The following is a 25,199-nucleotide window of genomic DNA, read 5'->3' on the forward strand; positions in this document are numbered from 1 at the left end:
CCAACAACTTTCGACCAGGTGCACGACCCCGATCCCACGTGGTCGGATCGCTGCTACTTCTTCGCCGCGTCGCCGGACGGCACGATGCTGTTGGCCAGTGGCTACGGCAACAACCCGAATACCGGAACCGGATTGGGCTACGTCAAGGTCAGCCTCGCCGACGGCCGGCACTGGGATCTGTTGTCCGGCCGACCGGTGACGGGTGATGACCGTGGCGACCTGCGCGCCGGGCCGATGCGATGGACCTGCGTCCAGCCGCTGAAAAAGTGGCGACTTGACATCGAACCCAATGGATCCGGAATCGAGTGGGAGCTTTACTACGAACCCACCGCACCGATGTGGGAGCTACTGCCCATGAAGGTGCGAGACAAGGACGGCCAGATGTTGGCCGACATGTATCACATGAAGGAGCCCGGGCGGTGGAGCGGTTGGGTGCAGATCGAGGGTGCGCGCATCAGCGTCGACGGATTCCACGGCGGTCGAGACCGCACGTTCGGTGTGCGCGTCGCCGACAAGATCGACTTCTGGCTGTGGCTCGACGCCGGCTTCGAACACCGCGCCATCGAGGCTTGGATCATCGAATCCAACGACGGCACAGTCGAATACGTCGACGGTGGGATCACGCACACAGACGGGACCTTGTCGAAGCGATTCGTCAAGATCGAACACGACATCGAATTCGACGGCGATACCAAGCGACCCGCCCGCGCAACCCTGATCTTCACCGACGAAGACGGCAAGACCTACCACGTCACCGCCGACGCCCCGCACCAGGACGTCAACGCCTACTACGGGTTGCCGATGGCGCACTGCCAGTACGAGGACCTGGGTGGCGGGGCCTACTTCATCCACTTCCTTTGGGACAGTGCCAATCCCGAGCAACTCAAAGAGACCGAGGGCAAATCGATGGCACTCGATCAGCTGATGCGTTTCAAGCTCGACTCGGAATCGGGATTGGCAACCGGTTGGGGCATCTTCGAGTTGCTCATGGGCGGGCAGGGCTACCGCCGCTACCCGAACTGGGCGGCGATGGACATGTCGGCGTTCAAGCAGGACAAGACCCCGGTGGAGCGCCTGCCCTTGGAAAGCGACGCGGGCGAAGGAGCCGGCAATGACGCTGGACGCCAACATCACTGAGCGCCTGACCGGCTGGCTGCGCACCCAACTGCCTGACGCCGACGATGTCCGGGTCGAGGGTCTGGACCGGGTGAACTTCGGACATTCCGCCGAGATGATGATGCTGACCGTCGTGACACGCTGTGGTGGCAAAGACACCTGCGAAGAGACCCGCCAGGACGTGGTGGTGCGGTTGCGGCCCAAACCGCCCGCGCTGTTGGAACCCTACGACCTTGCCCGCCAGTTCACCATCCTGCGCGCATTGGAGGACACCGCGGTTCGTGTTCCGCGGGCGCTGTGGTTCGAGGACAGCGGCGAGGTTCTCGGACAACCGTTCTTCGTCATGCAGCGCGCCGTCGGTGACGTCTACGAAATGGAGGCGCCCGCCGGCCTTGCCGACCAGACCGTGGTGCGGATGTGCCAGAGCCTGGTCGAACAAATCGCAGCGATCCACGCCGTCGACCTCAAACAAACCGGGCTGGACGCACTCGGTGACGGCAGCGACCACCTCGACCGCGAGCTCGACCACTGGGCCGCAGAGATGAACCGTGTTAGGCGCGATTCCCTGCCCGCCCTTGAGCGGCTGCACCAGGCGCTGCGCGAGAGCAAACCCGAGCCTTGCCCGAGGCTGACCCTGGTGCACGGCGACGCCAAACCGGGGAACTTCGCCTTCGTCGACGGTGAGGTCAGCGCGGTCTTCGACTGGGAGATGACGACCGTCGGCGATCCGCTGACCGACATCGGTTGGCTCGAAATGCTCTGGATTCAGCCCGTCGGCATCAACAGCCATCCTGCGGCTCTCACCATCGATGCCCTGCTCGCGCATTACGAGGCCATCAGCGGGATCACAGTCCAGAACCGATCCTGGTACCGCGCGTTCAACGCCTACAAGATGGCCGTCATCTGCCTGATCGGCTCAATGCTGGTCGACGACGGCCACAGCGACGACCAAAAGCTCGTGCTGGCCGCCTACGGCACCTCGTTGATGACCAAGGTCGGGCTAATCGAATTGGGCATTGACGAACCGCTCGACGACGGACCGGTACTCCCGCGCGAAAGTCGCATCCAGCAAGTCCTGGCGCAGGCCACGTGACAGCCGGCTGAACCTGCTGACCACCGCAGCAAACTCTGCCCCGGAAGACGGGCAGTTGGTAGGTTCGGTGAATGCTCTTCGCGGCCCTGCGCGACATGCAATGGCGAAAGCGGCGCCTCATCATCGCTATCGTCAGCACCGCACTGATCTTCGGGATGACGCTCGTGATGACCGGGCTCGCGAACGGCTTTGGGGTCGAGGCCCGCAACACCGTCGATTCCATGGGCGTCGACACATTCGTGGTCAAAGACGGCGCGGCCGGACCCTTCCTGGGTTCGACACCTTTCCCCGACGTCGACCTGGCCAGGATTGCCGCTGCGCCCGGCGTCGTGGCCGCGGCCCCACTGGCCTGTGTCGGGACGATCATGAAGGAAGGCACGTCAACGCGAAACGTCACGGCCTTCGGCGCACCCGAGCGCGGACCCGGCATGCCGCAAGTCTCGGAGGGCAGGGCACCGTCGAGGCCGGACGAGGTCGCGGCGTCGAGCACGCTGGGCCGGCATATCGGCGACACCCTGCAGGTCGGTGCTCATGTATTGCGGATCGTCGGCATCGTGCCCAATTCGACTGCGCTGGCGAAGATTCCCAACATCTTTTTGACGACCCAGGGCCTGCAGCAAGTGGCATACAACGGGCAGCGGATAGTCACGTCGATCGGGGTCGTCGGCAAGCCCCGACAGCTCCCGGACGGCTACCAGACCTACGATCGCGCGGGCGCTGTCAAGGATTTAGTGCGGCCGTTGAAGGTCGCGGTGACGTCGATCTCGATCGTGGCCGTCTTGCTGTGGGTGGTGGCGGCGCTGATCGTCGGATCGGTGGTCTACCTCTCCGCGCTTGAGCGGGTGCGCGACTTTGCGGTGTTCAAGGCGATTGGCACGCGGTCGCGCTCGATCATGGCGGGGCTGGCGTTGCAGGCGCTGATCGTCGCGCTGCTCGCAGCGGTGGTGGGCGTCATCCTTGCGCAGCTGTTGGCACCGCTGTTTCCGATGATCGTCGCGGTGCCCACCGGTGCCTATTTGCTGTTACCGGTGGTTGCGATCGCGATCGGCCTGTTGGCCAGCCTCGCCGGACTCAGGCGGGTGGTGGCCGTGGATCCAGCGCTCGCGTTCGGAGGTCCCTAAGCGATGGGCGATCTCAGCATTCAGAACCTCGTTGTCGAGTACTACAGCGGCGGATACGCGTTGCGGCCGATCAACGGGTTGAACCTCGATGTGGCAGCGGGGTCGTTGGTGATCCTGCTCGGGCCCAGCGGCTGCGGGAAGACGACGCTGCTGTCCTGCCTCGGCGGCATCCTGCGGCCCAAGTCCGGGGCAATCAAGTTCGATGACGTCGACATCACGACTCTCGACGGCGCCGCGCTGGCGAATTATCGGCGCGATAAGGTGGGCATCGTCTTCCAGGCGTTCAACCTGGTGCCCAGCCTTACCGCGGTAGAGAACGTCATGGTTCCCATGCGCGAGGCGGGAATGTCGCGCCGAGCCGCGCGCAAACGTGCCGAGGAATTACTGACGCGGGTGAACCTTGAAGACCGAATGAAACACCGCCCGGGCGACCTGAGCGGCGGGCAGCAGCAACGCGTCGCTGTCGCTCGCGCGATCGCGCTGGATCCGCCGCTTATCCTCGCCGACGAGCCCACCGCGCACCTCGACTTCATCCAGGTGGAGGAGGTGTTGCGGCTGATCCGCGAACTGGCCGACGGGGATCGTGTGGTGGTGGTCGCCACCCACGACGCCCGGATGCTGCCGATGGCCGACCGTGTCGTCGAGCTGACACCCGATTTCACCGAGACGAACAAGCTGCCGGAAACAGTGGAGGTGAAGGCCGGCGAGGTGCTGTTCGAGCAGTCCACGATGGGCGAACTGATCTATGTGGTGTCCAAAGGCGAGTTCGAGCTGGTGCACGAATTGGCAGACGGCGGTGAGGAATTGATCAAGGTCGCCGGGCCCGGGGACTACTTCGGCGAAATCGGCGTGCTGTTTCACATGCCGCGCGCGGCGACCGCGCGCGCCCGCACGGACGCGACCGTCATCGGCTACACGGCGCCGGTATTCCGCGAACGTCTTGGCGCGGGGGGCGTGCGCGACCTGATCGAGCATCGCAAGCTTGCCACCGAGTGATCCGGCATGTGGGTGCGCTCTGTGCACCGCTGGGTGAACGAAATTCTGAGTCGCGTCGTAATCCGGGTTGGGCACGTTGGCCGCTGCAACGGAGCGCGCCCCGTGGCGCGGCTCGGCAAAGGACGGAAGGATGGTCGGCATGGAGCCTGGCGACCACGATGGTCACAGTGGTCATAGCGACGAGCAGGACCACGAATCCGATAAGCCCATAGAAACGAAGCCCACTGAAGCCTCCTGGCGCAGCGCGCTGACCCGGCGTGGCGCATTGCTGGGGATGGGCGCCGTGGCCGGTATCGCTGCGGTGGATGTCGGTGGGTTTGCTTACGCGGGCGGCTGGCTGAGGCCCGACACGCTGACACCGTCGCGGTTCGCCGATCGCTTCGAACACATCTACGGCCGCCATGACGGGTTTCGCCGAAATCATGCCAAAGGTCTCAGCGCCACAGGAACTTTCGTGAGCACCGGGGCGGCCGCGGCCATCTGCCGGGCGGCGGTCTTCCAGCCGGGAAGCGTTCCGCTGATCGGTCGGTTTTCACTCGGCGGCGGTCTGCCCGATCAGCCCGACAAACCCGACACCGTCCGAGGTCTGGGCCTGCTGCTGCAGGCGAACGGCCAGCAGTGGCGCACGGCGATGCTCAACATCCCCGTTTTCACCGACAGCACGCCACAAGGGTTTTACGAGCGTTTGCTCGCGTCCAAACCCCTGCCCGACACGGGCAAGCCCGAACCACAGAAGATGGCCGCATTCCTCGACCGCCACCCTGAGACCGCCGCGGCAATGAAAATCATCAAGCATTCACCGCCCAGCGCGGGGTTCGCGGACAGCGCGTTTCACGGGCTGAATGCTTTTTACTTCACCAACAGCGCGGGCGCGAGCGTTCCGGTGCGCTGGTCCGCCCTTCCGCGAGAAGCCCCGGCAGCCACACCGGCCCCGGGGGCTCCGTCTTCAGCGCCCGGCAAGGACTACCTGTTCGATGACCTCATCCGCGTGGTGGCACAGCGACCATTGAGTTGGCGGCTGGTCATCACGATCGGTGAGCCGGGTGATCCGACCGACGACGCCACCAAACCGTGGCCGCAGTCGAGACGTTCCATCGAAGCCGGCACCATCGCCATCTCCGCGGTGCAGACGGAGGAGGCCGGCAACGCGCGCGATATCAACTTCGACCCGCTAGTGCTGCCGGACGGCATCACCGCGTCCGATGACCCCCTGCCCGCGGCTAGATCCGCCGTTTACGCGCGCTCCTTCACCCGCCGCGCCACCGAACCCAAGACGCCCAGCGAGGTCAACGTGGGCCAGGTGCTGTCATGAAGGACGAAACCACCGTGGCCTCAGCACGTTTCGCCCTCCCGTCCCGAATTCTGCACTGGTTGATGGCACCGATGGTGATTGCGCAACTGTTGATCGGCGTCACCATGGTCGCTTCCCTGAGCTATTACCCGCTGCTGCTGGCCATCCACCGGCCGCTCGGGATTCTGATCCTGATCTTCGCAGTGGTGCGCCTGGTGAATCGGCTCACCCACAAGCTGCCGCCGTTTTTGGCCACCATGGGCCCGTTAGAACGCCGCATCGCGTCGTGGTCGGAATACTTGCTTTACACCTTGCTGCTTGCCCAGCCCCTGATCGGGTGGGCCATGCTGTCGGCCGCGAGGTTCCCGATCACCATGGTGGGGCCATTTCATCTGCCCGGCATCGCACCGCACAACATCGATGTCTATGCGGTGCTGCGAGAGTGTCACAATGTTTTCGCGTTCCTGCTTTTCCTGACGTTCACCGCCCATATGTGCGCGGTTCTCTTTCACACGCTCGTGCTCCGAGATCGGCTCATCGATCGCATGGCAGTGTGGCCGACCAAACCCGCATCCCCGAAACAGGACGACGCCCGGGTCTGATCAGCGTCGCTAGCGCCGACGCGTCGCGCTCGTTACCTCAACCGACACGAGCGGTGCAACGCCTACTCCGCGGAGCGGATGCTCAGCCTATTGATGTGGCGGGAGTGGGAACCGTTGCCCGAGGTCTGACTGGCGCGTGTGTCGACTAGACCCGCCCAACATCGACTGAGTCCATCGCGGAATTTGGGACCAATGCCTCTGCCATGGCACGGTAATGGTCGTTAAATTAATGTCTGCCTTGACAATTCGGTCAAGTGTCGTTACACGGACGTTAATGCTGTGTGGCCACGAAACAACGAAACGAGGAGTTGTCGTGCCCAGTGAGCGCATCGTCAGCCAGTTGAGCAGCATCCGGCAGAGCAGACGGGCACGAGTTGAGGCCGACAGCACCCGGCGACTCGTCCGTTTGCTCGAGAAGGTCGACGGCCTACTGACCAGATTGTCAGATGCGGAGTATTCCTGGGCGGGCTGGCTATCCGCGGCGAATGGCAGAGCATTACTACAAGAAGAACGCATTGTTGCGTCCGCTACGGTCGTGGTCGGCAGCATCGGCGCACTGATGGGTCTCGACCGGTCCGCGCGACGTAGATTTGAACCTGAGACAACGAACAGGAGCCCACGGTGCCGATATTCATGGTCGAGCGTGCCTTCGCCGAGGAACTGGAAACCAGCCTCGATACCGCCGACGGAATCAATCGGATCAACGCCCAGGAGGGCGTTCGCTGGCTCTACTCGTTTCTGTCGGCGGACAAACGAAAGACGTACTGCCTTTACGAGGCACCGTCGCCAGAGGCAATCAGAACCGCGGCCGCACGTGCCGGTCTTCCCGCCGATGTCGTCGTCGAGGTAAACCAACGCGTCATGCCCGACGGCACGTTGTCCGACATCTGACAGCCCTCACCCGAGCAGCTCGTGATCGGCGGCATACATCGCCGCCTGGGTGCGGTTCGTGGCGCCGGTCTTGATCAGGATGCTGCGCACATGATTGGCCGCCGTGTTGGTGCTGATGTAAAGGCGTTCGCCGATCGCGCGATTACTCAGCCCCTCGGCCAGCAGCCGCAGCACTTCGACCTCCCGGTCCGTCAGACCGTCCGGACCGGTTTCTAGCAACCAATCCACGAGTTCGATGACCCTCGTCTGGCCGATCGGCGCGGCGATGGCGCGGACCTCGTCGGCCAGTCGCCGGGCATCCTCGGAGCGACCGCGTGACGCCGCAAACAGCGCTTGCCGCGCCAGCGTCTCCGTGACATGAACGACCGAGCCCATCCGACGGTCCATCTCAAGCGCCGCGCTGAAATGACCCTCGGCCGCAGCGCTGTCACCGCCGAGTGCCGCCATCCGGGCCAGGTATCGGTCGGCACTGCCGAACAGCGCCACGAACTGGCCGGCCACCAGGTTTTTGCCGGCGTACCGCGTAACGAACGGGCGCAGCGTTTGGACCGCTTCGCGGTTGCCCAGCTCTAACGCCGCCTCGATCATGAAGACCAGCTCCATCGACCATTGCGCCTCGTCTGTGCGATCGCCGAGATTGCGATTGAGCAGCTGATTGAGCGCGCGGTTCATGCCACGTTCGCAACTTAGCTCGGTATACAGCGCAAGCAGGCCGGGCACCCACCGTCCGGCGAATGTCTCGCTGCCGTCGACGAACCCGGCGAATCTCTTTAGGTGTCCGGTTTCACGGTGGGTCATGAACATCTGGACCCCGTGCGAGCCCTCGATGTCGTCCGCGCCGAATGAATGACCCGTGCGCAATGCGATGCCGGCCCACCGTTCGGCGCCGGCGAAGTCGCCGCGCAGATAGGCCAGCGCTTGCTCGACGCACGCGCCGACAAAGCCGAACACGGGTTGTCCGCCGGCTTGGGCCGCTCGCCGCATGTCGGTGGCCGACGCGGCCAAGCCGTCGGGCCGGCCGGCCAGATAGCTGACCATGGCGCGGAAATGCGAGGCCGCCCCCAAAGCATCGTAGTCGCGGCGCGATACCGCGATTCGCGAGGCCTCGGCTGAACGCTCCAATTGGATTTCGCACATCTCCGGGGTGAGACCGTGCCACAGGCTTGTCTTCAGAGTGTGTAGCATCAGCGCCGGATCGTCGGCGACCCGCGCGCGGTCGATGGCACTGTGGCCGATTTCGCGAGCACGCCCTGCCTCGCCGGCGAAAGCCAACGCTCGCCCGAAACTGCCGAGAGCCTGCACATAGCGTGGGTCATCGGTATTCAACCCGCAGGATTCCAGCGCCGACGCCAGCAGGTCGGCCGCCTTCGAGTCGGCCTGCCCGCGACGCCAATTCGCATCCTCGTAGCCGACGGCCGCCTCCAGCCGGATGAGCGGGTCGTCCATCGCGCTGATGCGTTCGTAGATGGCCCGCGCCTGGGCGAAATCACCGGCCCGCACATGGTTCGTGGCCGAATCGAGCTCCAGCCTTGCCCGATCCGCGCGGTTCAGCGCGGGAAGCGACGCTGCCCGCTCAAACCATTTCGCCGCGTCCTCATAGGCCAGGCTCTGTTCGGCCATCCGAGCCGCCTGACGCGCGTATCGCAGCGCCTGCTCGTGATAGCCCAGCACGTGCGCCCGCAGGTAGTGGTTCGCCAGGCGGGGAACAACCGATGGGTCCGCGCGGCCCTCGAGCGCTTCGGCGGCCCGCGCGTGCATGATCCGCAGCCGGGACGCCGCCATCCCGCTGATGACGGCCTCGCGGGTGAGCGCGTGGACGAACGCGAACTCGCCATCGGAATCCTGAACCGCCCGGACCAGCCCGACGGCTTCGGCGGAATCGATGGCTGCCAGCGTCGCGGTGAGATCGGTCTCGCGGGTCGCGATAAGCGCGGGCAGATCAAACGTTTGACCCAGCACCGCTGCCTGCTCAATGACCCCTCGGACGCCGGCACCCAGTCCACCAAGGCGGCGGGCAATGGCATCTCCGATCGATGCCGGGACGGTCTGTTGCACACTCAACGTGGCTAGCCCGCCCCGCATTTCCAGGTCATTGACCAGTTCGGTCAAGAAGAACGGATTGCCGCCGGTCTTGTCACGCAGCAAGGCAGCGGCCGTGCGCGCCGACGCAGGAGCCAGCTGCTGGGTTCGACTGACGAACTCAGCGATCGCCTCGGTGTCCAGGCCCGCGAGATCCAGGCGCCGGACGCCGTCGAACCGGTGCAATTCGGCCAGCCGGGTGGAGAGCTCGTCGGAGCGGTCCGGCGGGGTGGTGCGGAACGTGGCCACCACCAGCATGCGGACATCGGCGCAGCCGATCAGCGCGTGTTCGAGCATCGCGAGGGTGGGCAGCTGAGCCCAATGCAGGTCGTCGAGAATCAACGCGATCGGGCGATCGATGGCCAGACGCCGCAGGAAGCCGGTCACCGCGTCGAAAAGCGCCTGCCGGGCTGTACCGACGTCCTGCGCGGGGACGGGAGCGGGCAGATGCCGATCCACCTGGGTCGTCAGCCGCCGCAGTTGCGGTGCACCGTTGGCTAGTGGGTCCGCCATCGAACCCGGTGGACCCGCCATCAGCAGACGATCCAGCGCCTCGGCGAACGGTGCGTACGGAACGTCCGCATCGGCCGTCGAGCTGCCGACGAGCACCGCGACGCCGTGGTCGGCCAGCGTTGCGGCGACCTCGGCGGCCAGGCGCGTCTTGCCCGCCCCGGGTTCGCCGCCAATGAACACCGCCTGGCGATTGCCGCCCTCGACCCGCTCCCAGGCCTGCTCAAACGCCGCGAGTTCCGCGGCGCGACCCACGAGCGGGCCGCGGCGACGAGCAGTCAGCTCAGCTGGTAGCGGTGGTGGCACCCACAGCGCCATGATGTCAACGTAACCGTGCAGCCGCTGGCCGGTCGATAGTCAGATTTGACTATCGTGCGGAGCCTCGAAAATGCCTCGTTGTGGTCATGACGTACCACCTCCTCGACTCGTAGCGTCACGGCATCATCACCTGCCAAAGCGAAAGAAGAGGTGCGACATGAGCCTCACAACCGCAACCGACAAACTGCGCACCCGATTGGGCGCGGAGGTAATCCTGCCCAACGACCCGCGATACGACGAGGCTCGGGCGGTCCATAACGCCATGATCGACAAGCGCCCAGCGGTGATCGCGCGCTGCGGATCCGCCACCGACATCGCGCGCGCTCTGGAATTCGCGCGGACATCGAATCTCGCGATCGCCGTCCGCGGGGGCGGTCACAACGGACCCGGTTTCGGCACCGTCGAGGGCGGCCTCGTCATCGACCTGTCGCCGATGAACCGCATCGACGTCGACCCCGACCGGCGCACCGCCCGAGTCCAAGGCGGCGCGACATGGGCACAGGTGGACGGCGCGACCCACGCGCGCGGTCTGGCGACCCCGGCCGGCATCATCTCCACCACCGGCGTCGGCGGCCTCACCCTCGGCGGTGGCCACGGCTACCTGACCCGCAAGTACGGCCTGACCATCGACAACCTATTGGAGGCCGAAGTCGTACTGACCGACGGTCGCGTGGTGACGGCGTCCGAATCCGAGCACCCCGACCTGTTCTGGGCGCTGCGCGGCGGCGGGGGAAACTTCGGCGTAGTCACCTCGTTCACGTTCCGGCTGCATCCGGTGCACACCGTGATCTGCGGTCCCACGGCGTGGCCTGCTTCGGCCACCGCCGACATCCTTAGCTGGTACCGGGACTTCCTCCCGGCTCAAGACGAGGATCTTTACGGGTTCTTCGCAAGCATGACCGTCCCGCCGATGGCGTCGTTCCCCGAGGCGTTCCACCTGCACAAGGCGTGCGCGGTGGTCTGGTGCTACACGGGTGATCCCGCACGGGCCGACGAGGCGTTCGCGCCGGTCCGGCAGATGGAGCCGGCCTTCGAAGGCCTTGTTGCGGCCCCCTATCCCGCGCTGCAATCCACGTTCGATGGCCTGTATCCGAAAGGGCTGCAGTGGTATTGGCGTGGGGACTTCGTCCGGACGGTGCCCGACGGTGCGGTTGAAGCGCATGCCCGCTTCACCGAGGAACTGCCGACGATGCATTCCACGATGCACCTCTACCCGATCGACGGCGCGGTCCATCGGGTCGGCCAAACTGACACAGCTTGGGCCTACCGGGACGTCAACTTCTCACAGGTCATCGCGGGTGTCGATCCCGACCCGGCGAACGCGGAATTGATTAAGCGCTGGGCGGTGGACTACTGGGATGCCACCCACCCGTACTCGGCAGGTGGCGCCTACGTCAACTTCATGATGGACGAGGGCCAAGACCGAGTCCGCGCCACCTACGGTCCCAACTACCAGCGGCTCAGCGAGGTCAAGGCGCAATACGATCCGAGCAACGTGTTCCGCATTAATCAGAACATCCTGCCGGCGGGATCGGACGGGGCCTGATCACCTCGGGTCCCCTGGGTGCCGCGTTTCGGCCAGCACCCGAGCGCCGACGAGTGCGGCCATCATGGTGGCGACGCAGATGAGTCCGTCGTCTTTGAGGCCCCACCTGATCGCGGCCAGGGTCGCCACCCCCGCCACACACAGCAGTGTCCCGACCGCCGCGCCCCGCCAGACCGAGTTGATCGCGGGCGCGCCGTCCCAGCCGGAAAGCGGGTTGTTCTCCAGCGGGCGCAGCGTGAGGAAGAGCACGGCCACCACGGCGACCACGATGAGCAGCTGCATGACGCTGATCAAGAGGAAATGCGGCTGACCGGGGTAGCGGGGATGGCCGAGGCCGTCGAAGAGCAGGTGCACGCCCAGCAGTACGGGCATGTGCCAGAGGTACAGGGTCATCGCTCCGGAGTTGCCGATCGCGGTCAACCACCAGACCCGCGGCCGCTGCGCCCATCGGGCGATCGCCAGGCTGCAGCGCTTCAGCAGCCAGCCGCCCCAGTTGGTGCCGGGCCGCCACGACGCCTCGCACGCGGCGACACCGGCGAAGAAGAACACGGGCATGATCTGGAAAAGCCAGAGCCTGAAACACCGGCGAGGTGATCAGCAGGTTGTCCCAGATCAGCACGTGGTTGCGGATCACGCTGATGGCCATCACCGTGTGGCCGACCACCACGCCGATCAAGGAGATGATCCGGATGACGTCGATGGCTCGGTCACGGTCGGCAGGGGTGCGATCGGCCAGTTCGGCGGTGCTGGGAAAGGCGATCTGCGGTTTCACCCACCGAGCGTCGCTGATCGGCGACCGCCGCCGCGTGCGTAGTTCTACCTGTCTTGGGTGCGTAGGCATACGCGCCGCCATCTTCGAGCCGCGGCCAAGAATTCCGGACTAATAGTCGATATTTGGTGGCGAGGAAGTATCGGCTCCACGTGAGGCGCGCGGCGCCAAAGGCCTGATAATTGTCGGTAACCTACCGCTAGTCGTTGCTTAAGTGCCGTTGACTGTGTGACAGAAACCATTATCTAATAGTCAGCACAAAACTTTCCCAGGAGCGCGGCATGCACAAGGACGATCTGATCCTGATCAGCGTAGACGATCACATCGCCGAGCCCGCGGACATGTTCGACGCGCACGTCCCCGCGAAGTACAAGGACCTCGCCCCTCGGGTGGTCCTGGAACCCGACGGCATCCAGCAGTGGTACTACGGCGAGGTCCGCGGACGGAACATGGGCCTGAACGCCGTCGCGGGCAAGCCCCGCGAGATGTACAACATCGATGCCTCACGCTACGACGAGATGCGCCCGGGTTGCTTCAACGTCGACGAGCGGGTCCGCGACATGAACGCCGGCGGGCAGCTGGCGGGTTTGAACTTTCCCAATTTCACCGGCTTCTCGGGCCAAGTCCTCAACCAGGGCCCCGACCGCGACGTCAACCTGGTGATGATCAAGGCCTATAACGACTGGCACGTCGACGAGTGGTGCGCGGCGTATCCGGGCCGGTTCATTCCGTGCGGGATCCTGCCCCTCTATGACGTGAACGAAGCCGCCAAGGAAGTCAAACGCCTGGCGGACAAGGGCTGTCACGCGGTGACGTTCTCCGAGAACCCGGAAGCGTTGCAAATGCCCAGCATTCACACCCAGTACTGGTATCCGCTGTTCGAGGCCGTGTGCGAAAACAAGACGGTGCTGTGCACGCATGTCGGCTCCGCGTCGCGATCTCCGCAGGTGTCGACGGATGCCCCACCCAGCGTGCAGATGACGGCGTCGTCGATGATGAGCATGTTCACCTTCACCGAGCTGATCTGGGCCGAGTTCTGGGCCGACTTCCCGCAACTGAAGTTCTCCCTCACCGAGGGTGATGTCGGCTGGATACCGTACTTCCTCTGGCGCGCCGAGCACGTCTACAACCGGCACTCGGGCTGGACGCTCGCGACGTTCCCACCGGGCTACAGCGGACCCGCTGACGTGTTCAAGCGACACTTCTACACCTGCTTCATCAGCGACAAGGTCGGCGTGCACAACATGGATTGGTTCAACGAGGACATGCTGTGCTGGGAGTCCGACTTCCCGCATTCCGACAGCAACTGGCCGTTCGCGCCGGAGGACATCATCGAGACCATGGGCCACCTCGACGACGCGGTCATCAACAAGATCACCCACGAAAACGCCATGGCCGCCTACTCTTTCGATCCGTTCCGATACATCCCGAAGGAGCACGCCCGCGCCGGCCACCTGCGCGCCCAGGCCACCGACGTCGACGTGGTCACCCACGTCGGCCGCCAAGCCAGCCAGCGTGACCGCGACGCGTGGATCCGGATGACGCAGTTCGCCCTGCAGGCGCAGGCGGCGGCGACACCGGCCACGGTTGAGGCCACCGGAATCGCCGACCGCGCCACCACGCTGGGCAACTGAGCGTGGCGCGCCACGCCCAGGCACCGTTCGCCGACTGGCGGGTGCTCGAGTTTTCGAACGGCATCGCGGTGTCCTACTGCGCCAAGATGTTCACCGATGCGGGCGCCGATGTGGTGAAAATCGAGTCACTCCAAGGTGATTCGGCAAGGAAATGGAGCGCGGGCGGACCGGCCGGGGCCCTGTTCGGCTATCTGGCGGCGGGCAAGAGGTCGGTGACCTATCACGAAAAGGCGGAGATCACAGCGCTACTGGCCGGGGCCGACGTCGTGCTCACCGACCTGACCGACGGTTGGACGCTGGCGGACATCACGGCGCACACTGGCCCGTCGGCGGTGGTCGTGGCGGTGACGTCGTTCGGGCTGACAGGCCCCTACGTCGAAGACCGCGTCGCCGCAAACGAATTCATCCTGCAGGCATTGTGCGGTTCGACCGCCGGCCGGGGCTGGCCGGACGACGAACCGGTCCAGGCGGGCGGCCGGCTCGGCGAATGGCTGGCCGGCACGTACGCCGCCGCGGTCGCCGCCGCCACCGCCAGGCACGCCGCCCGGGGCGGCCGCGGCGAGATCGTCGACGTCTCGATCTACGAGGCGATGGTGATCGCAATGGGCGGCCTGCCCGCCATGTCCGCCAGCGTGCTGGGCGCGGATTCCCTTATCCAGCAACGTAGTCTGGAGCTACCATCGATCGTCCCCACCGCCGACGGGCTCGTCGGCTTCTGCACCATCACCGCACAGCAGTTCCAGGATTTCCTGGTGATGATCGATCGCGCCGACCTGGTCGAGGATGCCGAGCTGGCGTCGTTCGCCGGCCGGATCGAGCGCCGCGACGAGTTCGTCGCCATGGTCACCGAATGGACGCTGGCCCGCACCACACAGGAGATCGTCGATCTCGCGGTGGCGTTCCGGATTCCGGTGGCCCCCATAGCCACCCCGGCGACGCTGCCGACCGTCGACCACTTCGTGCAGCGGGGCGTGTTCGTCGAATCGCAGCCGGGCGTGGTTGCGCCGCGGGTGCCCTATCGCAGCGACGCGATCGCGACGAGGACACCCGGAGCCGGGCCGCCGCAGCTGGGCGCCGACAACGGCCGCGTCCACTGGCCCCGTCGGCACCGGCGGCCAACCCTTGCCGAGGCGCTTCCGTTGGCCGACATACGGATAACGGACCTCACCGCCTTCTGGGCCGGGCCCGTCGCGACCCAACTGCTCGGATCCCTCGGCGCCGACGTGATCAAACTCGAGGGCGTGCGACGGCCCGACGGGATGAGGTTCTCCGCGGGCCGTCCACCCACCTGGGATCAGTGGTGGGAGTGGGGCCCGGTATTCCTGTGCAGCAACAACAACAAGCGCAGCGTCAGCGTCGAGCTCAGCACCGACACCGGACGCGCCATCGCTCTGGAGCTCATCGCCGCAACCGACCTCGTCATCGAGAACTTCTCGCCGCGGGTCATGGAGAACTTCGGCATGGACTGGGACGCCGTGACCGCCGCCAACCCGCGGGCCATCATGATCCGGATGCCGGCCTTCGGTCTCGACGGCCCGTGGCGCGACCGCGTCGGCTTCGCCCAGACGATGGAACAGGCGACGGGCATGGCGTGGATGACCGGACATGCCGACGGACCCCCGGTGATTCCGCGGGGCGTGTGCGACCCGATCGCGGGTCTGCACGCCGTGTTCGCCGCCATCGCGGCCCTGGTGATTCGCGACCGGGACGGGGCCGGCATGCACGTCGAATCGACGATGGTGGAGTCGGCGCTCAATGTCGCCGCCGAAATGCTGGTGGAGTACTCGCGCAACGGAATCGAGATGCGGCGGCAGGGAAACCGGGGACCCGGCGCAAGCCCCCAGGGCGTGTACCGCTGCCGTGACGATGACGAGTGGGTCGCGCTCGCCGCTTTGGACGACACCGCCCGCGCTGCGCTGGCGGGGCTGATCGGCCAACCCGACCTGGCACTCGATGAGGCCGCGTGGCGGGAGCGCGCCGACGACATCGACAAACAGCTGTCGGACTGGACCAGCAGGCGCACCGTGACCGAAGCCGTTGGGGCGCTGCGCGCCTGCGGCGCGGCCGCGGCACCGGTGACGGGAGCCGCGGAGCTGTTGAGCGACCCGCACCTACTCGCGCGGGGCTTCTGGGAGACGGTCGACCACCCGGTCGTCGGTTCATTCCTGTGCACCGGGATGCCGTTTGAGTTCGTCGGGACGCCGAGGCGCTGGCTGCGCCGCGTGCCGCCGCTGTACGGGCAGCACACCGGCGAGTTGCTGATGGGAGTGTTGGGGCGCAGCGAGCAGGACCTGGCGCGGCTGCGCGAAGCGGGGGTCACCAGTGCGCGTCCGGCGGGGCTCTGAAATGGCACGGGCCGTGGCCGTCACGCTGTGTGTGCCCCCGCGCCCCGGCGAACTCTGCGCGCCGGTCCGTTTTCTGGTGCGTCAGGACTCGCTGGTGATGGAACTGACTGCGCGACACCGGATCACCGGTGTCGAGTGGGATGAGCGCGAACATGCGGTGGCGATGGTCGTCGAGATCACCGACCCGCAAACCGCGCGGCCCGTGGACGTGCGAATCGACATCGTCGATCCTGGGGTCGATCCGGGGGCGCTCACCGAGCCGCGGACCAAAACGATCGGCCGCATCGTTCGCGATGGACGGCCATACGACGTCGTGGGCACCTACCTCGGGGTGGTCGCCGATGAAAACTAGAACGGAGTCAGGGTGACGAAACCCACTGCCGCTATCGTCGGGGTGCACAACACCCGGCAGGGCCGCCGACTTGACGGTGAAACCTCGCGTGGCTTGGCGCTCAAGGCAATTCATGGCGCGCTCGCCGATGCTGGTTTGAGTCTCGACGACGTGGACGGCATCAGCGCGGGCCCACTGTCCACGACGCTGATCTACGACCTGCGCATCGGCCCGGCCTGGCAAGGGCTGGGCTTCGGGCTTGGCATGATCACCGAGGCGGCCACCGCCATCGAGCACGGCATGGCCGATGTGGTGGTGCTCGTGGCCGCGCAAGCCGGTGAATACCGCGATCACGAGGCCACCGCGCCATGGACCCGTCCCGAGAACGAATTCGTCGCGCCCTGGGGAATGTTCACCACCGCCGAGTTCGCGCTCATCGCTCGGCGTCACATGCACGTCTACGGCACGACGCGCGGACAACTTTCCGTCGTCGCTGCCACCATCCGCAACAACGGGTCGCAAAACCCCGAAGCCGTTTACTACCAACGCGGACCGTTCACCCCGGAAGACATCACCGCGTCACGGCCCATCGCTGAGCCGTTTCATCTACTGGATTGCGCGACCACCTCGGAGGGCGGATGCGCGTTGGTGGTAGCGAACCTTGCCAAGATCGACGCCAAGGTCGAGAAGGCCAGCCAACCGATCTACGTATTGGGCAGCGGCGCGGACTTTCACGGCCCGTCGTATCAGCACCCACCGGCGTGGGACCTGGCCGGCCGGCGCGGCGATCACGTGAACGGTGTGGTCGGCGCCCGCGCCGCCGACCTCGCGTTCACTCATGCGCGACTTCGGCGTGACGAGGTGGACGTGCTGGAACTCTACGATCCGTTCTCGTTCGAGATCATTCGGCAGCTGGAGGCGTTTGGATTCTGCGGCGAGGGCGAAGGCGGACCATTCGTCGCCGACGGACACATCGCCATCGGCGGCAGCCATCCGGTCACCACAGACGGAGGAACCATGTCCTTCAGCCACGCGGGTACCAATGCGCAAATGATGCAACGCGCCATTCGAGCCGTTCAGCAATTGCGCGGTCAGGCAGGCGCCCTCCAGGTGTCGGACGCACATATTGCGTTGTGCAGCAACGGCGGAGCGGGAGCGCTATTCACCACATTGCTCATTCTGGGAGACGAACCGCGATGACCACGTTGCGACCTCAGACCGGCCCCGTGCCCCATGCCAGCAGTCAAGTCAGCGTTCCGTTCTGGCAGGGATGCCGATCGGGCGAGTTGCGCTATCAACGTTGTGCGACGTGCGGCCTATCGAATTTCCCGCCGACCGAGCACTGCCGCCAATGCCTGTCGGCCGAGTTGGATTGGCGCAAAAGCAGCGGCGTCGGCGAGATATACAGCTGGACGGTGGTCCATCGGCCGGTGACGGCGGAATTCGAACCTCCCTATGCGCCGGCGATCGTCACCCTGGACGAGGGTTATCAGATGCTGACCAACATCGTGGGCGTGGCGCCCGAGGATCTGGCAGTCGGCATGCCCGTGCAGGTCCAGTTCCATGCCGTCAGCACGGACGTCACCCTGCCGTACTTCACCGCACGGCTGTGAGCCCGCTTCGCGCCAGCAGCGGCCTGCCGGTAACTGCCTACCTCGTCCTGGGTGTGCTGGCAGCAAACGACGAGCAACTCACCGCCGGTGAGATCAAGACGCGCGCCGAACTGTCGGTCGGCCACTTCTACTGGTCTCCGTCGGTCAGTCACGTGCGCCGCGAACTGAACAGACTGTTGGCGAGGGGCATGGTCGGCGAGATCGGTGCCCAATCCGGCAAGCGCGCCATCACCCTGTACGAGACGACGGATGCCGGGCGCGACGCCCTGCGCCGGTGGGTGCAACACTTCCCCGGTCAGGACCAGGTCGTCATCAAGCACCCCGTCATCCTGCGGACCTGGCTGGCCCGCGGCGAGGATCCAGAACACGTCGTCGACACCTTGGACCGGCATCTTGAGGCCACCCGGGCTCGGCTGGACGAAGCACTGTGGTCACGGCAGCGGTCGCGTGAGCTCGGCATCATCGACGATCCTGACCAGCGTTTCTCCTTCGCCGTCCTGGACTATTCGATCCGCGGGCTGTACGCAGAGCTCTCGAACATTGCACAGCTGCGCGACGAGATCGCCCACGGCACCACCCGGGATCCGGCCAAGCGGGTGCGACGGTCGAAGGGACAGATGCGCCGCCGCATGCCCACGAATGGCGCCTCATCGAAATAGGGTTCGCGACTCTCAGCAACTTTTTGGATGTTTTAAGCACATTGCTCAGCTTTGCCGTGCATCCTCTACTCTGAGGAAGTAGGTCGCCGCCCGGTCGGCGCAGCGCACAACGAGGTGTAGCTGAGGGGGTTTAAGGCTTTTCTTTGAGAGGTATTCACGAGCATGGCTAGTGCACCTAACGCGTCAGTGATTTGCCTCCAATCGCATCCGGCTTGGGCCGCTGCCGAGCGGCGTGCACAAGAACGCATGGACGCCATGCGCCGCCATCCGTCGTTTCAATCCCGGCTGCACAGTGCTGTCCTGGGAGAACGCGGCGACGCCAAGGGCGCTAACGGCGCCAAGGGCGCGTTTGTGCGCGAACTCCGCGTGTGCCGCAGCGATACTGTGCTTGAATTCCCGTCGCGCGATCGTATTTGCTGACGCCGTTCTCACTCGCCGTAATTCCCGACAAACACAGCCCTGAATTCAATGGGACGCAGATCCCTGCGCCAAGCAGCCATACTAAAAAGTATGCTAAGGTCCCGGCATGCCTTCGTCCGGGGGTGAGTCGGCCCAAGCAGATGTCGCAGATGTTGATGCCGAGTTCGTCGCCGCGTTGGCTCAGCGGGCCGATGAAGCCGAGCGGTTGAGGAGACTGCCCGCGGCCACGATCAGTGACTTCAAGGCTTGCGGGCTGGCGACGTTGCTGCTTCCGGCAAGATTCGGCGGCCGCCAAGCCGAGTTCTCCCAGCTGCTGGACCCGGTTCGCCGGATGGCCCACGGATGCGCCTCCAGCGCCTGGACGCTCGGCTTTTACACCCTGCACAACTGGATGCTCTCCCTGTTCGACATCGAGGCCCAGGAAGAGGTGTTCGCTTCGGGGCCGGTCCTGGCCCCGGCGCCGCTGGCGCCCACCGGCCGAGGCATCGGGGTCGACGGCGGCATCCGGTTGACCGGCCGGTGGTCGTGGGCGACCGGAATCATGGACGCCGACTGGGTGATCGTCGGCGCCGTCATCGACGGCGGCGAGAGCATCTATCCGGCGCTGGTGGCGTTGCCGGCGGACGAGACTGAGGTCGCCGATGTGTGGCACACCGCAGGCATGCGCGGCACCGGGTCCCATGACGTCATCGTCACCGACGTTTTCGTCCCGCTGCGCCGCGTCGTCAGCGTCGTCGACATCTACAGTGGGACCGCCCCGGGATCAATCGCCCATGACGCCGCGACGTACCGCTGGCCGATGGTTCCGGCGCTGGCGCTGACGGCCGCGATGCCGGTCTTGGGTGCGGCCGAAAAGGTGGTCGAGCTGTACCAGGAACGGGTGCAGGAGCGGGTCCTGGCCTACAGCGGCGTGGCACAAAAGGACCAACCGGCAGCGCAGATCCGCCTCGGCGACGCACGGGTACGACTGCGCGCAGTGAGCGCGCTCGTCGCCGACACCGCGGCGGGCATCGAGCGGATCGTCGCCGCCGGCGACCGAGTGCCCCGCGCGGTGCGCGCGGACGCGCGGGCCGCGGCGGCCCACACCGTGCACGAGTCGCGGACGATCATTGCGGACCTTTTGGAAGCGTCCGGGGCCAGCGCGCAGTTTCTGAGCAACCCGCTGCAGCGGGCCAAACGCGACGTCGACATCGCCGCTGGCCACGTCGTCTTCGACTACGACCTGAGCCGCGAGCTGTCCGGCGCGCTGTCGATCGGCGCCGGGATTTCACCGCTCGCCATGATCTGAGTTCCTCACCTCGGTTCGGCGAGCATCAGATCAACGAACCGTTCCCGTTGCGCCGTCGACCCGGTCTGCGCGGCAGAGCCGGCCAGGTGAAGCAAGCCGATACCGGCGGCGAACGTCGCTTCGGCCCGAAACCGGGCCTCGCTCTGACTGCACCCGTGGTCCTCGAATGCCTTGGTCACGGCGCGCAACACACGCCGGTCCGCGGCGCGGACGTTGGCGGCCGCCGTCGGGTCCACCCGCGCCCATTCGCGCATCGCGCGCTCGAGCATCCAATGCTGGGGGCTGACCAGCTGGTCCATCATCTTCGACAGCCGCTCGCGCGGAGGCAGTTCGTCGAGTCTGGCCAGCGAATCCCGGTCCTGTTCGAGGAAGGAGTTCCACGATGCGACGAGGGCTTCGCGGTACCTGCCGATGTCCTCGAAATGCCAGTAGAAACTGCCGCGGGTCGCGCCGACTTGTTGGCACAGCCGCTCGATCTTCAGCGCACGCACGCCCTCCTCGGCGATCAGTGCGTAGCCGGCTTCCAACCAATCACTGACCGACAGCGGGGAGCCTTGTGATTTACGCAGCGGTCCCATACTCCGCAGACTACGGCCACGCCGCGCGGCGGCAGCCTCTTACGCCTGTTGAGTGAGGCTGACCAGGAGGTAGGCGATGCAGCAGAGGAAGTTCAACATCACGAGAACCAGCCCGAGAAAGATGAGGAATCGGGTGCCTCGGCGTTGTAGGCGCTCGAACTTCGCGGTGCGCTCGTCGCGCTTGATCTGGGTCGCGATCAAAGCGAAATGGACATCGGTCACTTCGTCATCCGGGACGGGCGCACCCGCGACCATCTCTTGAAGGCGCTGAGGCGCCGTATCGACGCCGACTTGCGCGAAGCGCCGGCTCAGCCGTCGCGCCTGCCTGCGGCCAAGACACTGGTCTCGCATCTGTGGCTGACGCGAGAGTTTTCCCCATTCGTCGCCCCAGGGGTTCGACGCGGTCGTCACAAGCGGGGAGTCTAATTCGCTTACGCCGTTATTCGAAGGACAATCGGTGTCCGTTTGTGGCCGGTTAGCGCAACTGCTCGGTCGGTACCGCATAGCGGTCCTGGTAAGCGCGCACCCGGTCGCGCACCTCGGCGGCGTCCAGTCCGGTATCCGACCAGGTGTAACGTCCGCCTCCGCCGTCGGAAGGATGGGCGGCCAGGAAATCGCGCATCTTCTGTGCGGTGTCGGGCTGTAGCTCGCGGCCCAGCTTCTGATAGATGTCCTTGATCGTGCTCCACGGATCCTTCATGAAATCCGCGAACTGAACGTCGATGATGCGGCCGACGGGAATCGTGCCGCTGTCGCGCAGCGCCATCCCGCGCTCGAGGCCGACGACGATCTCTTCATAGGACTGGGCCGCACACTCGGCGATGTTCGATTCATCGCTGGCCATCCGTCGCAGGTGGTGGGTCAGCGCGGCGATCGAGGAGATGACGTTGAGCGGGTCGCGGTGCGTCTGCACGATCAGGGCGTCGGGGTATTCGGCGAGCAGCGCGTCCAGCTGCCACAGGTGCGCCGGCGATTTCAGCAGCCACTGACCCGGAACGCCGGATTGCAGGTGCTGCAGGAAGATTCGGTGGAAGCGGTAGGCGCCGGCGTGGTCGGCCTCATACAGCAGCCAGCGATAGTAGCTCGGCAGGCGGTACTGCACCGAAAAGATCATGCTGGTGAATTCGCTGGCGGTGATGCGAACGCACTCCTGGCCGACGAGAGCGCCCATCGGGTGAAATGCCAGGAAACCGGGAACGATCTGCTCGGACATTTCGATGCTGGCCTGCACTTGCGCGATGCGTGGGTCGTTGTGATAGGTCTCGGGCTGCGGGACCGGGCAGGGTTCGTCGACTTCCCAGGTCAGCGGTGCTCGCAGATCAGGATCTTGGGCCAGCAAGTCGTAGAGGATCGTGGTTCCGGTGCGGGGTTGGCCGACGATGACGATCGGCTGGGTGATCGGCTTGGTGGCGATCTCGGGGTGCTGCTTGCGCCACGCCATCACGCCGAGCCGGTTCTTCAGGGCGCGCATGATGTCGAGGTAGGCGATTTCGACGCCGATGGCCGAGAGCCGCGCCTCGTTGATCAGCCCGTCGGTGAGGTGGTGTAGCCCGGCCTGCCAGCCGTCCTCGCCGAAGTCGTCGCTGCCCGCCTCGTCGCAGGCGGTGGCGATGAGCCGTTCCGGGGTGAAGCGCTCCTGCAGCGTCATGCTTGTGTCTCGCGCTGGCGCACGGACACCGTGACGTCGGGCGGATCCGGGTTGTCCAGCCAGCGCAGCACCACGAAGCCGCGATGCCGGCCACCGGTGTCGAGCCAATGGCCGAACCCGAAGTCCTCCGCGGAGATTGCGATGCGCACCCGCCCGTCGGCGTCCGGCCGCACCCCCCGGTTGGTGACCGAGCTGTGGCGACGGCGCGGCTCCAGGCATTCGTGCCAGATGTTTTCCAGCGTGACGTTCCAGTACCGCGTGTCGGGTGGCTCGATGTCGATTACGAGCGTCTGGCCGGGCTCGAGGCGGAAGGTGCCCATCATGTACAGGTTGTCCGGGGTGGTGTCGGCCGCACCCAGATCGGCAGCTTCGGCGGTCAACAGCGCGTTGGGGCGGTCGAGCAACTCGGGCTTGATGGTGCGGTGCAGCGTGGTCAGCTTCATCAGTGACCACGCCATCGCCGTGAACTGCTCGGCGAGTTGGTCGTCGGTCAGCGGCGCCACCGGGTCTGGGTCGAGCGCCTCGATCCGCATGGTGGCCAACTCTTCGGCGGCGCGATCACCGATGTATTCCCGGACGACAACCGACGACGCGTCATCCGGGATCTGCACCCACTGAGCACCGCGCAGGTCGGCAGGTTCGTCGGGTTCTTGTGCCGACAGCACCAGCGCGAATTGATCGCCGGCGAGCTCCAGGTCGACGTCGCTGACGTAATTGGACATCCGGCGCGGAGTCAGCCCGGTGCCGGCGAGGATCTGAAATCCGAGGTAGGCAGTCGTGCCGCGGGTGCCGGTGATGCGGTAGCGCCGATCACCGCGGATCATGGCCAGGAAGTAGTTGCCGTCCGGATTGGGGCCGCCGATCATCCGGTTCTCCGAGCACATATCGAAGAACACCGGCCGGCCGAGGTCGGATTCGACGGACATCTGCGAGCACAGTGACGACACCCGGGCAATGACGCGCAGCCCTTCGAGGAGCTCGCGTTCCGATTCGGCGTCTTCGGTCACGATCTTGGTGACGTCGGCGAGCATCTGCTGGAAGAACTGCCACGCGGCCGGCGCCTGCGAGGCCTCAGCTTGAGTCATAGTCTCATACTTAGACTATGTCTCACTCTTCCGATGGCGATTCACGAGAATCGCTCGCCGACCGAAAGCGAACGGCGACGCGAGGGCGCATCGCGGCGGCCGCCGCACAAGTGGTGAGCAGTCGCGGTTTGGCGGGGGCGACCGTGGACCGCATCGCGGATGCGGCCGACATCAGCCGAGCAACCTTCTTCCGCTACTTCAACTCCAAGGAAGATGCCGTCGCCGAGGGCATGAACGTTCATTGGCTGAACCGGATAACCGCCGCACTGGCTGCCCAGCCGGATGGCTTGACTGCCACCGAGGCCGTCGTCGGGGCCTTTCACGAGCTCGCTCGCGGATTCGTCGAGATCGAGGACCAGGTCCGTGAATTAGCCACGCTCACGCGGTCATCCGAGCCGCTTGACGCGTGGACGCTGCACATCTACGTGCGGTATGAGGAGGCGATCGCCGCGTTGATCGCGCCGCGCATACCCCGGTTGGGCCCGCAGGATCCCAGGCCTCGCCTGATCGGAGCGTTGGCCATGGCCACGGTGCGCATCGCCCTGGACGACTGGCTCGGCCACGGCGGGTCGCTGCCCGACCGGGTTCGTCAGGGTCTGGCGGTGATCACGATCGCGTGATCGCTTGACGCGAGAGCGCCTCGACGATGAGCCGCGTGGTCAGTTCGGCCCGCCGCCGCGAATATCGTTGTCCGTCCGACAGGATCGGATACACCACGCCGCCGACGATGGCATCCGCGGCCGACTCCGCGGTGGTGCCGTCGATCCCCTCGGCGAGCAGTCGCGTGCGAACGCTGTCGTGCAGCGGCTTGCTAAAACCGGCCCGAAGCTTCGCGCCCGTGTCTTCGTGCTCCATGCCGGCGACTGTCAGGATTCGCAGCATCGCTGAGCCACGCGCCGTGGTCAGAGTCTTGGCGAGTTTGCGCACCCACCCCACGAGGTCAGCGGACAGGTCATCGGTGTGGTCCACCGACGCGAGGATTTTGTCGGAATCGTCAAGGATGACGTCGGCGACGAGCGCGGGACGGCTGGGCCACCAGCGATAGATGGTCTGTTTGCCCACCCCGGCTCGAGCGGCGACCGCCTCGATCGTCAAACCATCGAACCCGCGCTCGAGAAGCAATTCGCGGGTAGCGGTGACGATCGCCATGCGCGACTTCTCACTGCGGCGCCTTGGCGGGCTGACCGGGGTGAGATCGGTTGGCATCTGGTTGACCCTCGCTGTCGGCAGTCGCGCGCGCTTTACATCTCGTGACCCGCCCCGTAG

At 65.6% G+C, this 25,199-nt stretch carries 24 protein-coding genes and 1 pseudogene; 18 read left to right on the forward strand and 7 right to left on the reverse strand.

Translation table 11 applies throughout. The annotated features are described in order from the left end of the window. From ACLP9N_RS04750 to ACLP9N_RS04780, 7 genes are all read left to right on the forward strand, one after another. Nucleotides 1–1,137: hypothetical protein (locus ACLP9N_RS04750; protein ID WP_442406308.1), on the forward strand; the 1,137-nt coding region annotated here is incomplete at its 5' end. Further along, entirely contained in the window at nucleotides 1,112–2,209 is a 1,098-nt protein-coding gene (locus ACLP9N_RS04755; protein ID WP_442406309.1) for a phosphotransferase family protein, read from the forward strand. The genes ACLP9N_RS04750 and ACLP9N_RS04755, both read left to right, overlap by 26 nt. A gap of 71 nt (nucleotides 2,210–2,280) precedes the next feature. Next, nucleotides 2,281–3,330 carry an ABC transporter permease gene (locus ACLP9N_RS04760; RefSeq protein ID WP_442406310.1) on the forward strand — a complete coding sequence of 350 codons (1,050 nt, stop codon included), beginning with the start codon at nucleotides 2,281–2,283 and terminating at the stop codon, nucleotides 3,328–3,330. A gap of 3 nt (nucleotides 3,331–3,333) precedes the next feature. Then, on the forward strand, nucleotides 3,334–4,326 hold the full coding sequence (locus tag ACLP9N_RS04765) for an ABC transporter ATP-binding protein (protein ID WP_442406311.1): 993 nt from the start codon (nucleotides 3,334–3,336) through the stop codon (nucleotides 4,324–4,326). A gap of 139 nt (nucleotides 4,327–4,465) precedes the next feature. Then, complete coding sequence (locus ACLP9N_RS04770) at nucleotides 4,466–5,638, forward strand: catalase family peroxidase (RefSeq protein ID WP_442406312.1); 1,173 nt, start codon at nucleotides 4,466–4,468, stop codon at nucleotides 5,636–5,638. Next, the gene (locus ACLP9N_RS04775; RefSeq protein WP_442406313.1) at nucleotides 5,635–6,219 is read left to right on the forward strand and encodes a cytochrome b; all 585 of its coding nucleotides are present in this window, start codon (nucleotides 5,635–5,637) and stop codon (nucleotides 6,217–6,219) included. Before ACLP9N_RS04770 ends, ACLP9N_RS04775 begins: the two co-directional genes overlap by 4 nt. Nucleotides 6,220–6,840: 621 nt before the next feature. Next, the gene (locus ACLP9N_RS04780; RefSeq protein ID WP_442406314.1) at nucleotides 6,841–7,110 is read left to right on the forward strand and encodes a DUF4242 domain-containing protein; all 270 of its coding nucleotides are present in this window, start codon (nucleotides 6,841–6,843) and stop codon (nucleotides 7,108–7,110) included. Nucleotides 7,111–7,116: 6 nt separating this feature from the next. Here ACLP9N_RS04780 and ACLP9N_RS04785 read toward each other — a convergent pair whose 3' ends face one another. Beyond that, nucleotides 7,117–10,017, reverse strand: a complete 2,901-nt coding sequence (locus ACLP9N_RS04785; protein ID WP_442406315.1) for a helix-turn-helix transcriptional regulator — start codon at nucleotides 10,015–10,017, stop codon at nucleotides 7,117–7,119. A gap of 157 nt (nucleotides 10,018–10,174) precedes the next feature. On the opposite strand from ACLP9N_RS04785, the gene ACLP9N_RS04790 reads away from it, so the two are divergent. After that, entirely contained in the window at nucleotides 10,175–11,563 is a 1,389-nt protein-coding gene (locus ACLP9N_RS04790) for an FAD-binding oxidoreductase (protein ID WP_442406316.1), read from the forward strand. Here the strand turns inward: ACLP9N_RS04790 and ACLP9N_RS04795 are convergent. Beyond that, nucleotides 11,564–12,263: pseudogene (locus ACLP9N_RS04795) on the reverse strand (hypothetical protein). On the opposite strand from ACLP9N_RS04795, the gene ACLP9N_RS04800 reads away from it, so the two are divergent. The 9 genes from ACLP9N_RS04800 (at nucleotide 12,166) to ACLP9N_RS04840 (ending at nucleotide 20,622) form a co-directional block, all read left to right on the forward strand. After that, nucleotides 12,166–12,447, forward strand: a complete 282-nt coding sequence (locus ACLP9N_RS04800) for a hypothetical protein (RefSeq protein WP_442406388.1) — start codon at nucleotides 12,166–12,168, stop codon at nucleotides 12,445–12,447. The pseudogene ACLP9N_RS04795 and the gene ACLP9N_RS04800 overlap by 98 nt on opposite strands. 166 nt (nucleotides 12,448–12,613) lie before the next feature. Continuing rightward, complete coding sequence (locus ACLP9N_RS04805; RefSeq protein ID WP_442406317.1) at nucleotides 12,614–13,966, forward strand: amidohydrolase family protein; 1,353 nt, start codon at nucleotides 12,614–12,616, stop codon at nucleotides 13,964–13,966. 2 nt (nucleotides 13,967–13,968) lie between these two features. Beyond that, nucleotides 13,969–16,311 (forward strand): CoA transferase, encoded by a 2,343-nt coding sequence (locus ACLP9N_RS04810; RefSeq protein WP_442406318.1) that lies wholly within the window; start codon nucleotides 13,969–13,971, stop codon nucleotides 16,309–16,311. Nucleotides 16,312–16,324: 13 nt separating this feature from the next. Beyond that, nucleotides 16,325–16,663 carry a hypothetical protein gene (locus tag ACLP9N_RS04815; RefSeq protein WP_442406380.1) on the forward strand — a complete coding sequence of 113 codons (339 nt, stop codon included), beginning with the start codon at nucleotides 16,325–16,327 and terminating at the stop codon, nucleotides 16,661–16,663. Between the two features lie 12 nt (nucleotides 16,664–16,675). Further along, complete coding sequence (locus ACLP9N_RS04820) at nucleotides 16,676–17,842, forward strand: thiolase family protein (protein WP_442406319.1); 1,167 nt, start codon at nucleotides 16,676–16,678, stop codon at nucleotides 17,840–17,842. Further along, nucleotides 17,839–18,255: a Zn-ribbon domain-containing OB-fold protein gene (locus tag ACLP9N_RS04825; RefSeq protein ID WP_442406320.1), complete on the forward strand. Its 417-nt coding sequence runs from the start codon at nucleotides 17,839–17,841 to the stop codon at nucleotides 18,253–18,255. Before ACLP9N_RS04820 ends, ACLP9N_RS04825 begins: the two co-directional genes overlap by 4 nt. Next, nucleotides 18,252–18,914: a PadR family transcriptional regulator gene (locus tag ACLP9N_RS04830; protein ID WP_442406321.1), complete on the forward strand. Its 663-nt coding sequence runs from the start codon at nucleotides 18,252–18,254 to the stop codon at nucleotides 18,912–18,914. Before ACLP9N_RS04825 ends, ACLP9N_RS04830 begins: the two co-directional genes overlap by 4 nt. A 255-nt stretch (nucleotides 18,915–19,169) precedes the next feature. Continuing rightward, complete coding sequence (locus ACLP9N_RS04835; RefSeq protein ID WP_442406322.1) at nucleotides 19,170–19,334, forward strand: hypothetical protein; 165 nt, start codon at nucleotides 19,170–19,172, stop codon at nucleotides 19,332–19,334. Between the two features lie 106 nt (nucleotides 19,335–19,440). Then, nucleotides 19,441–20,622 carry an acyl-CoA dehydrogenase gene (locus tag ACLP9N_RS04840; RefSeq protein ID WP_442406323.1) on the forward strand — a complete coding sequence of 394 codons (1,182 nt, stop codon included), beginning with the start codon at nucleotides 19,441–19,443 and terminating at the stop codon, nucleotides 20,620–20,622. A gap of 5 nt (nucleotides 20,623–20,627) precedes the next feature. On the opposite strand, the gene ACLP9N_RS04845 is transcribed toward ACLP9N_RS04840, so the two are convergent. The 4 genes from ACLP9N_RS04845 to ACLP9N_RS04860 all read right to left on the reverse strand — a co-directional run bounded on the left by ACLP9N_RS04845 (nucleotide 20,628) and on the right by ACLP9N_RS04860 (nucleotide 23,933). Further along, nucleotides 20,628–21,200: a TetR/AcrR family transcriptional regulator gene (locus tag ACLP9N_RS04845; protein WP_442406324.1), complete on the reverse strand. Its 573-nt coding sequence runs from the start codon at nucleotides 21,198–21,200 to the stop codon at nucleotides 20,628–20,630. 39 nt (nucleotides 21,201–21,239) lie between these two features. After that, nucleotides 21,240–21,611, reverse strand: coding sequence for a hypothetical protein (locus tag ACLP9N_RS04850; RefSeq protein WP_442406325.1), 372 nt, complete (start codon nucleotides 21,609–21,611; stop codon nucleotides 21,240–21,242). A 64-nt stretch (nucleotides 21,612–21,675) separates the two neighbouring features. Continuing rightward, nucleotides 21,676–22,848 (reverse strand): sulfotransferase family protein, encoded by a 1,173-nt coding sequence (locus tag ACLP9N_RS04855; RefSeq protein WP_442406326.1) that lies wholly within the window; start codon nucleotides 22,846–22,848, stop codon nucleotides 21,676–21,678. Continuing rightward, nucleotides 22,845–23,933 (reverse strand): DUF1214 domain-containing protein, encoded by a 1,089-nt coding sequence (locus ACLP9N_RS04860; protein WP_442406327.1) that lies wholly within the window; start codon nucleotides 23,931–23,933, stop codon nucleotides 22,845–22,847. Before ACLP9N_RS04860 ends, ACLP9N_RS04855 begins: the two co-directional genes overlap by 4 nt. Nucleotides 23,934–23,950: 17 nt before the next feature. Between ACLP9N_RS04860 and ACLP9N_RS04865 the strand changes: the two genes are divergently transcribed. Next, nucleotides 23,951–24,553, forward strand: coding sequence for a TetR family transcriptional regulator (locus ACLP9N_RS04865; protein WP_442406328.1), 603 nt, complete (start codon nucleotides 23,951–23,953; stop codon nucleotides 24,551–24,553). Here ACLP9N_RS04865 and ACLP9N_RS04870 read toward each other — a convergent pair. After that, nucleotides 24,540–25,139 carry a TetR/AcrR family transcriptional regulator gene (locus tag ACLP9N_RS04870; protein WP_442406329.1) on the reverse strand — a complete coding sequence of 200 codons (600 nt, stop codon included), beginning with the start codon at nucleotides 25,137–25,139 and terminating at the stop codon, nucleotides 24,540–24,542. The two genes, ACLP9N_RS04865 and ACLP9N_RS04870, sit on opposite strands and share 14 nt — an antisense overlap. Nucleotides 25,140–25,199: the final 60 nt, after the last annotated feature.

Source organism: Mycobacterium sp. (assembly GCF_052144515.1).
In the GTDB taxonomy this organism is placed as follows: domain Bacteria; phylum Actinomycetota; class Actinomycetes; order Mycobacteriales; family Mycobacteriaceae; genus Mycobacterium.

Bases quoted from the DNA above. Each gene is read 5' to 3' on its own strand.
- ACLP9N_RS04770 (WP_442406312.1), top strand. From the start codon at position 4,466: ATGGAGCCTGGCGACCACGATGGTCACAGTGGTCATAGCGACGAGCAG.
- ACLP9N_RS04845 (WP_442406324.1), bottom strand. From the start codon at position 21,200: ATGGGACCGCTGCGTAAATCACAAGGCTCCCCGCTGTCGGTCAGTGAT.
- ACLP9N_RS04870 (WP_442406329.1), bottom strand. From the start codon at position 25,139: ATGCCAACCGATCTCACCCCGGTCAGCCCGCCAAGGCGCCGCAGTGAG.
- ACLP9N_RS04785 (WP_442406315.1), bottom strand. From the start codon at position 10,017: ATGGCGCTGTGGGTGCCACCACCGCTACCAGCTGAGCTGACTGCTCGT.
- ACLP9N_RS04775 (WP_442406313.1), top strand. From the start codon at position 5,635: ATGAAGGACGAAACCACCGTGGCCTCAGCACGTTTCGCCCTCCCGTCC.
- ACLP9N_RS04805 (WP_442406317.1), top strand. From the start codon at position 12,614: ATGCACAAGGACGATCTGATCCTGATCAGCGTAGACGATCACATCGCC.
- ACLP9N_RS04755 (WP_442406309.1), top strand. From the start codon at position 1,112: ATGACGCTGGACGCCAACATCACTGAGCGCCTGACCGGCTGGCTGCGC.
- ACLP9N_RS04760 (WP_442406310.1), top strand. From the start codon at position 2,281: ATGCTCTTCGCGGCCCTGCGCGACATGCAATGGCGAAAGCGGCGCCTC.
- ACLP9N_RS04765 (WP_442406311.1), top strand. From the start codon at position 3,334: ATGGGCGATCTCAGCATTCAGAACCTCGTTGTCGAGTACTACAGCGGC.
- ACLP9N_RS04865 (WP_442406328.1), top strand. From the start codon at position 23,951: ATGTCTCACTCTTCCGATGGCGATTCACGAGAATCGCTCGCCGACCGA.
- ACLP9N_RS04825 (WP_442406320.1), top strand. From the start codon at position 17,839: ATGACCACGTTGCGACCTCAGACCGGCCCCGTGCCCCATGCCAGCAGT.
- ACLP9N_RS04855 (WP_442406326.1), bottom strand. From the start codon at position 22,848: ATGACGCTGCAGGAGCGCTTCACCCCGGAACGGCTCATCGCCACCGCC.
- ACLP9N_RS04840 (WP_442406323.1), top strand. From the start codon at position 19,441: ATGCCTTCGTCCGGGGGTGAGTCGGCCCAAGCAGATGTCGCAGATGTT.
- ACLP9N_RS04860 (WP_442406327.1), bottom strand. From the start codon at position 23,933: ATGACTCAAGCTGAGGCCTCGCAGGCGCCGGCCGCGTGGCAGTTCTTC.
- ACLP9N_RS04790 (WP_442406316.1), top strand. From the start codon at position 10,175: ATGAGCCTCACAACCGCAACCGACAAACTGCGCACCCGATTGGGCGCG.
- ACLP9N_RS04835 (WP_442406322.1), top strand. From the start codon at position 19,170: ATGCGCCGCCATCCGTCGTTTCAATCCCGGCTGCACAGTGCTGTCCTG.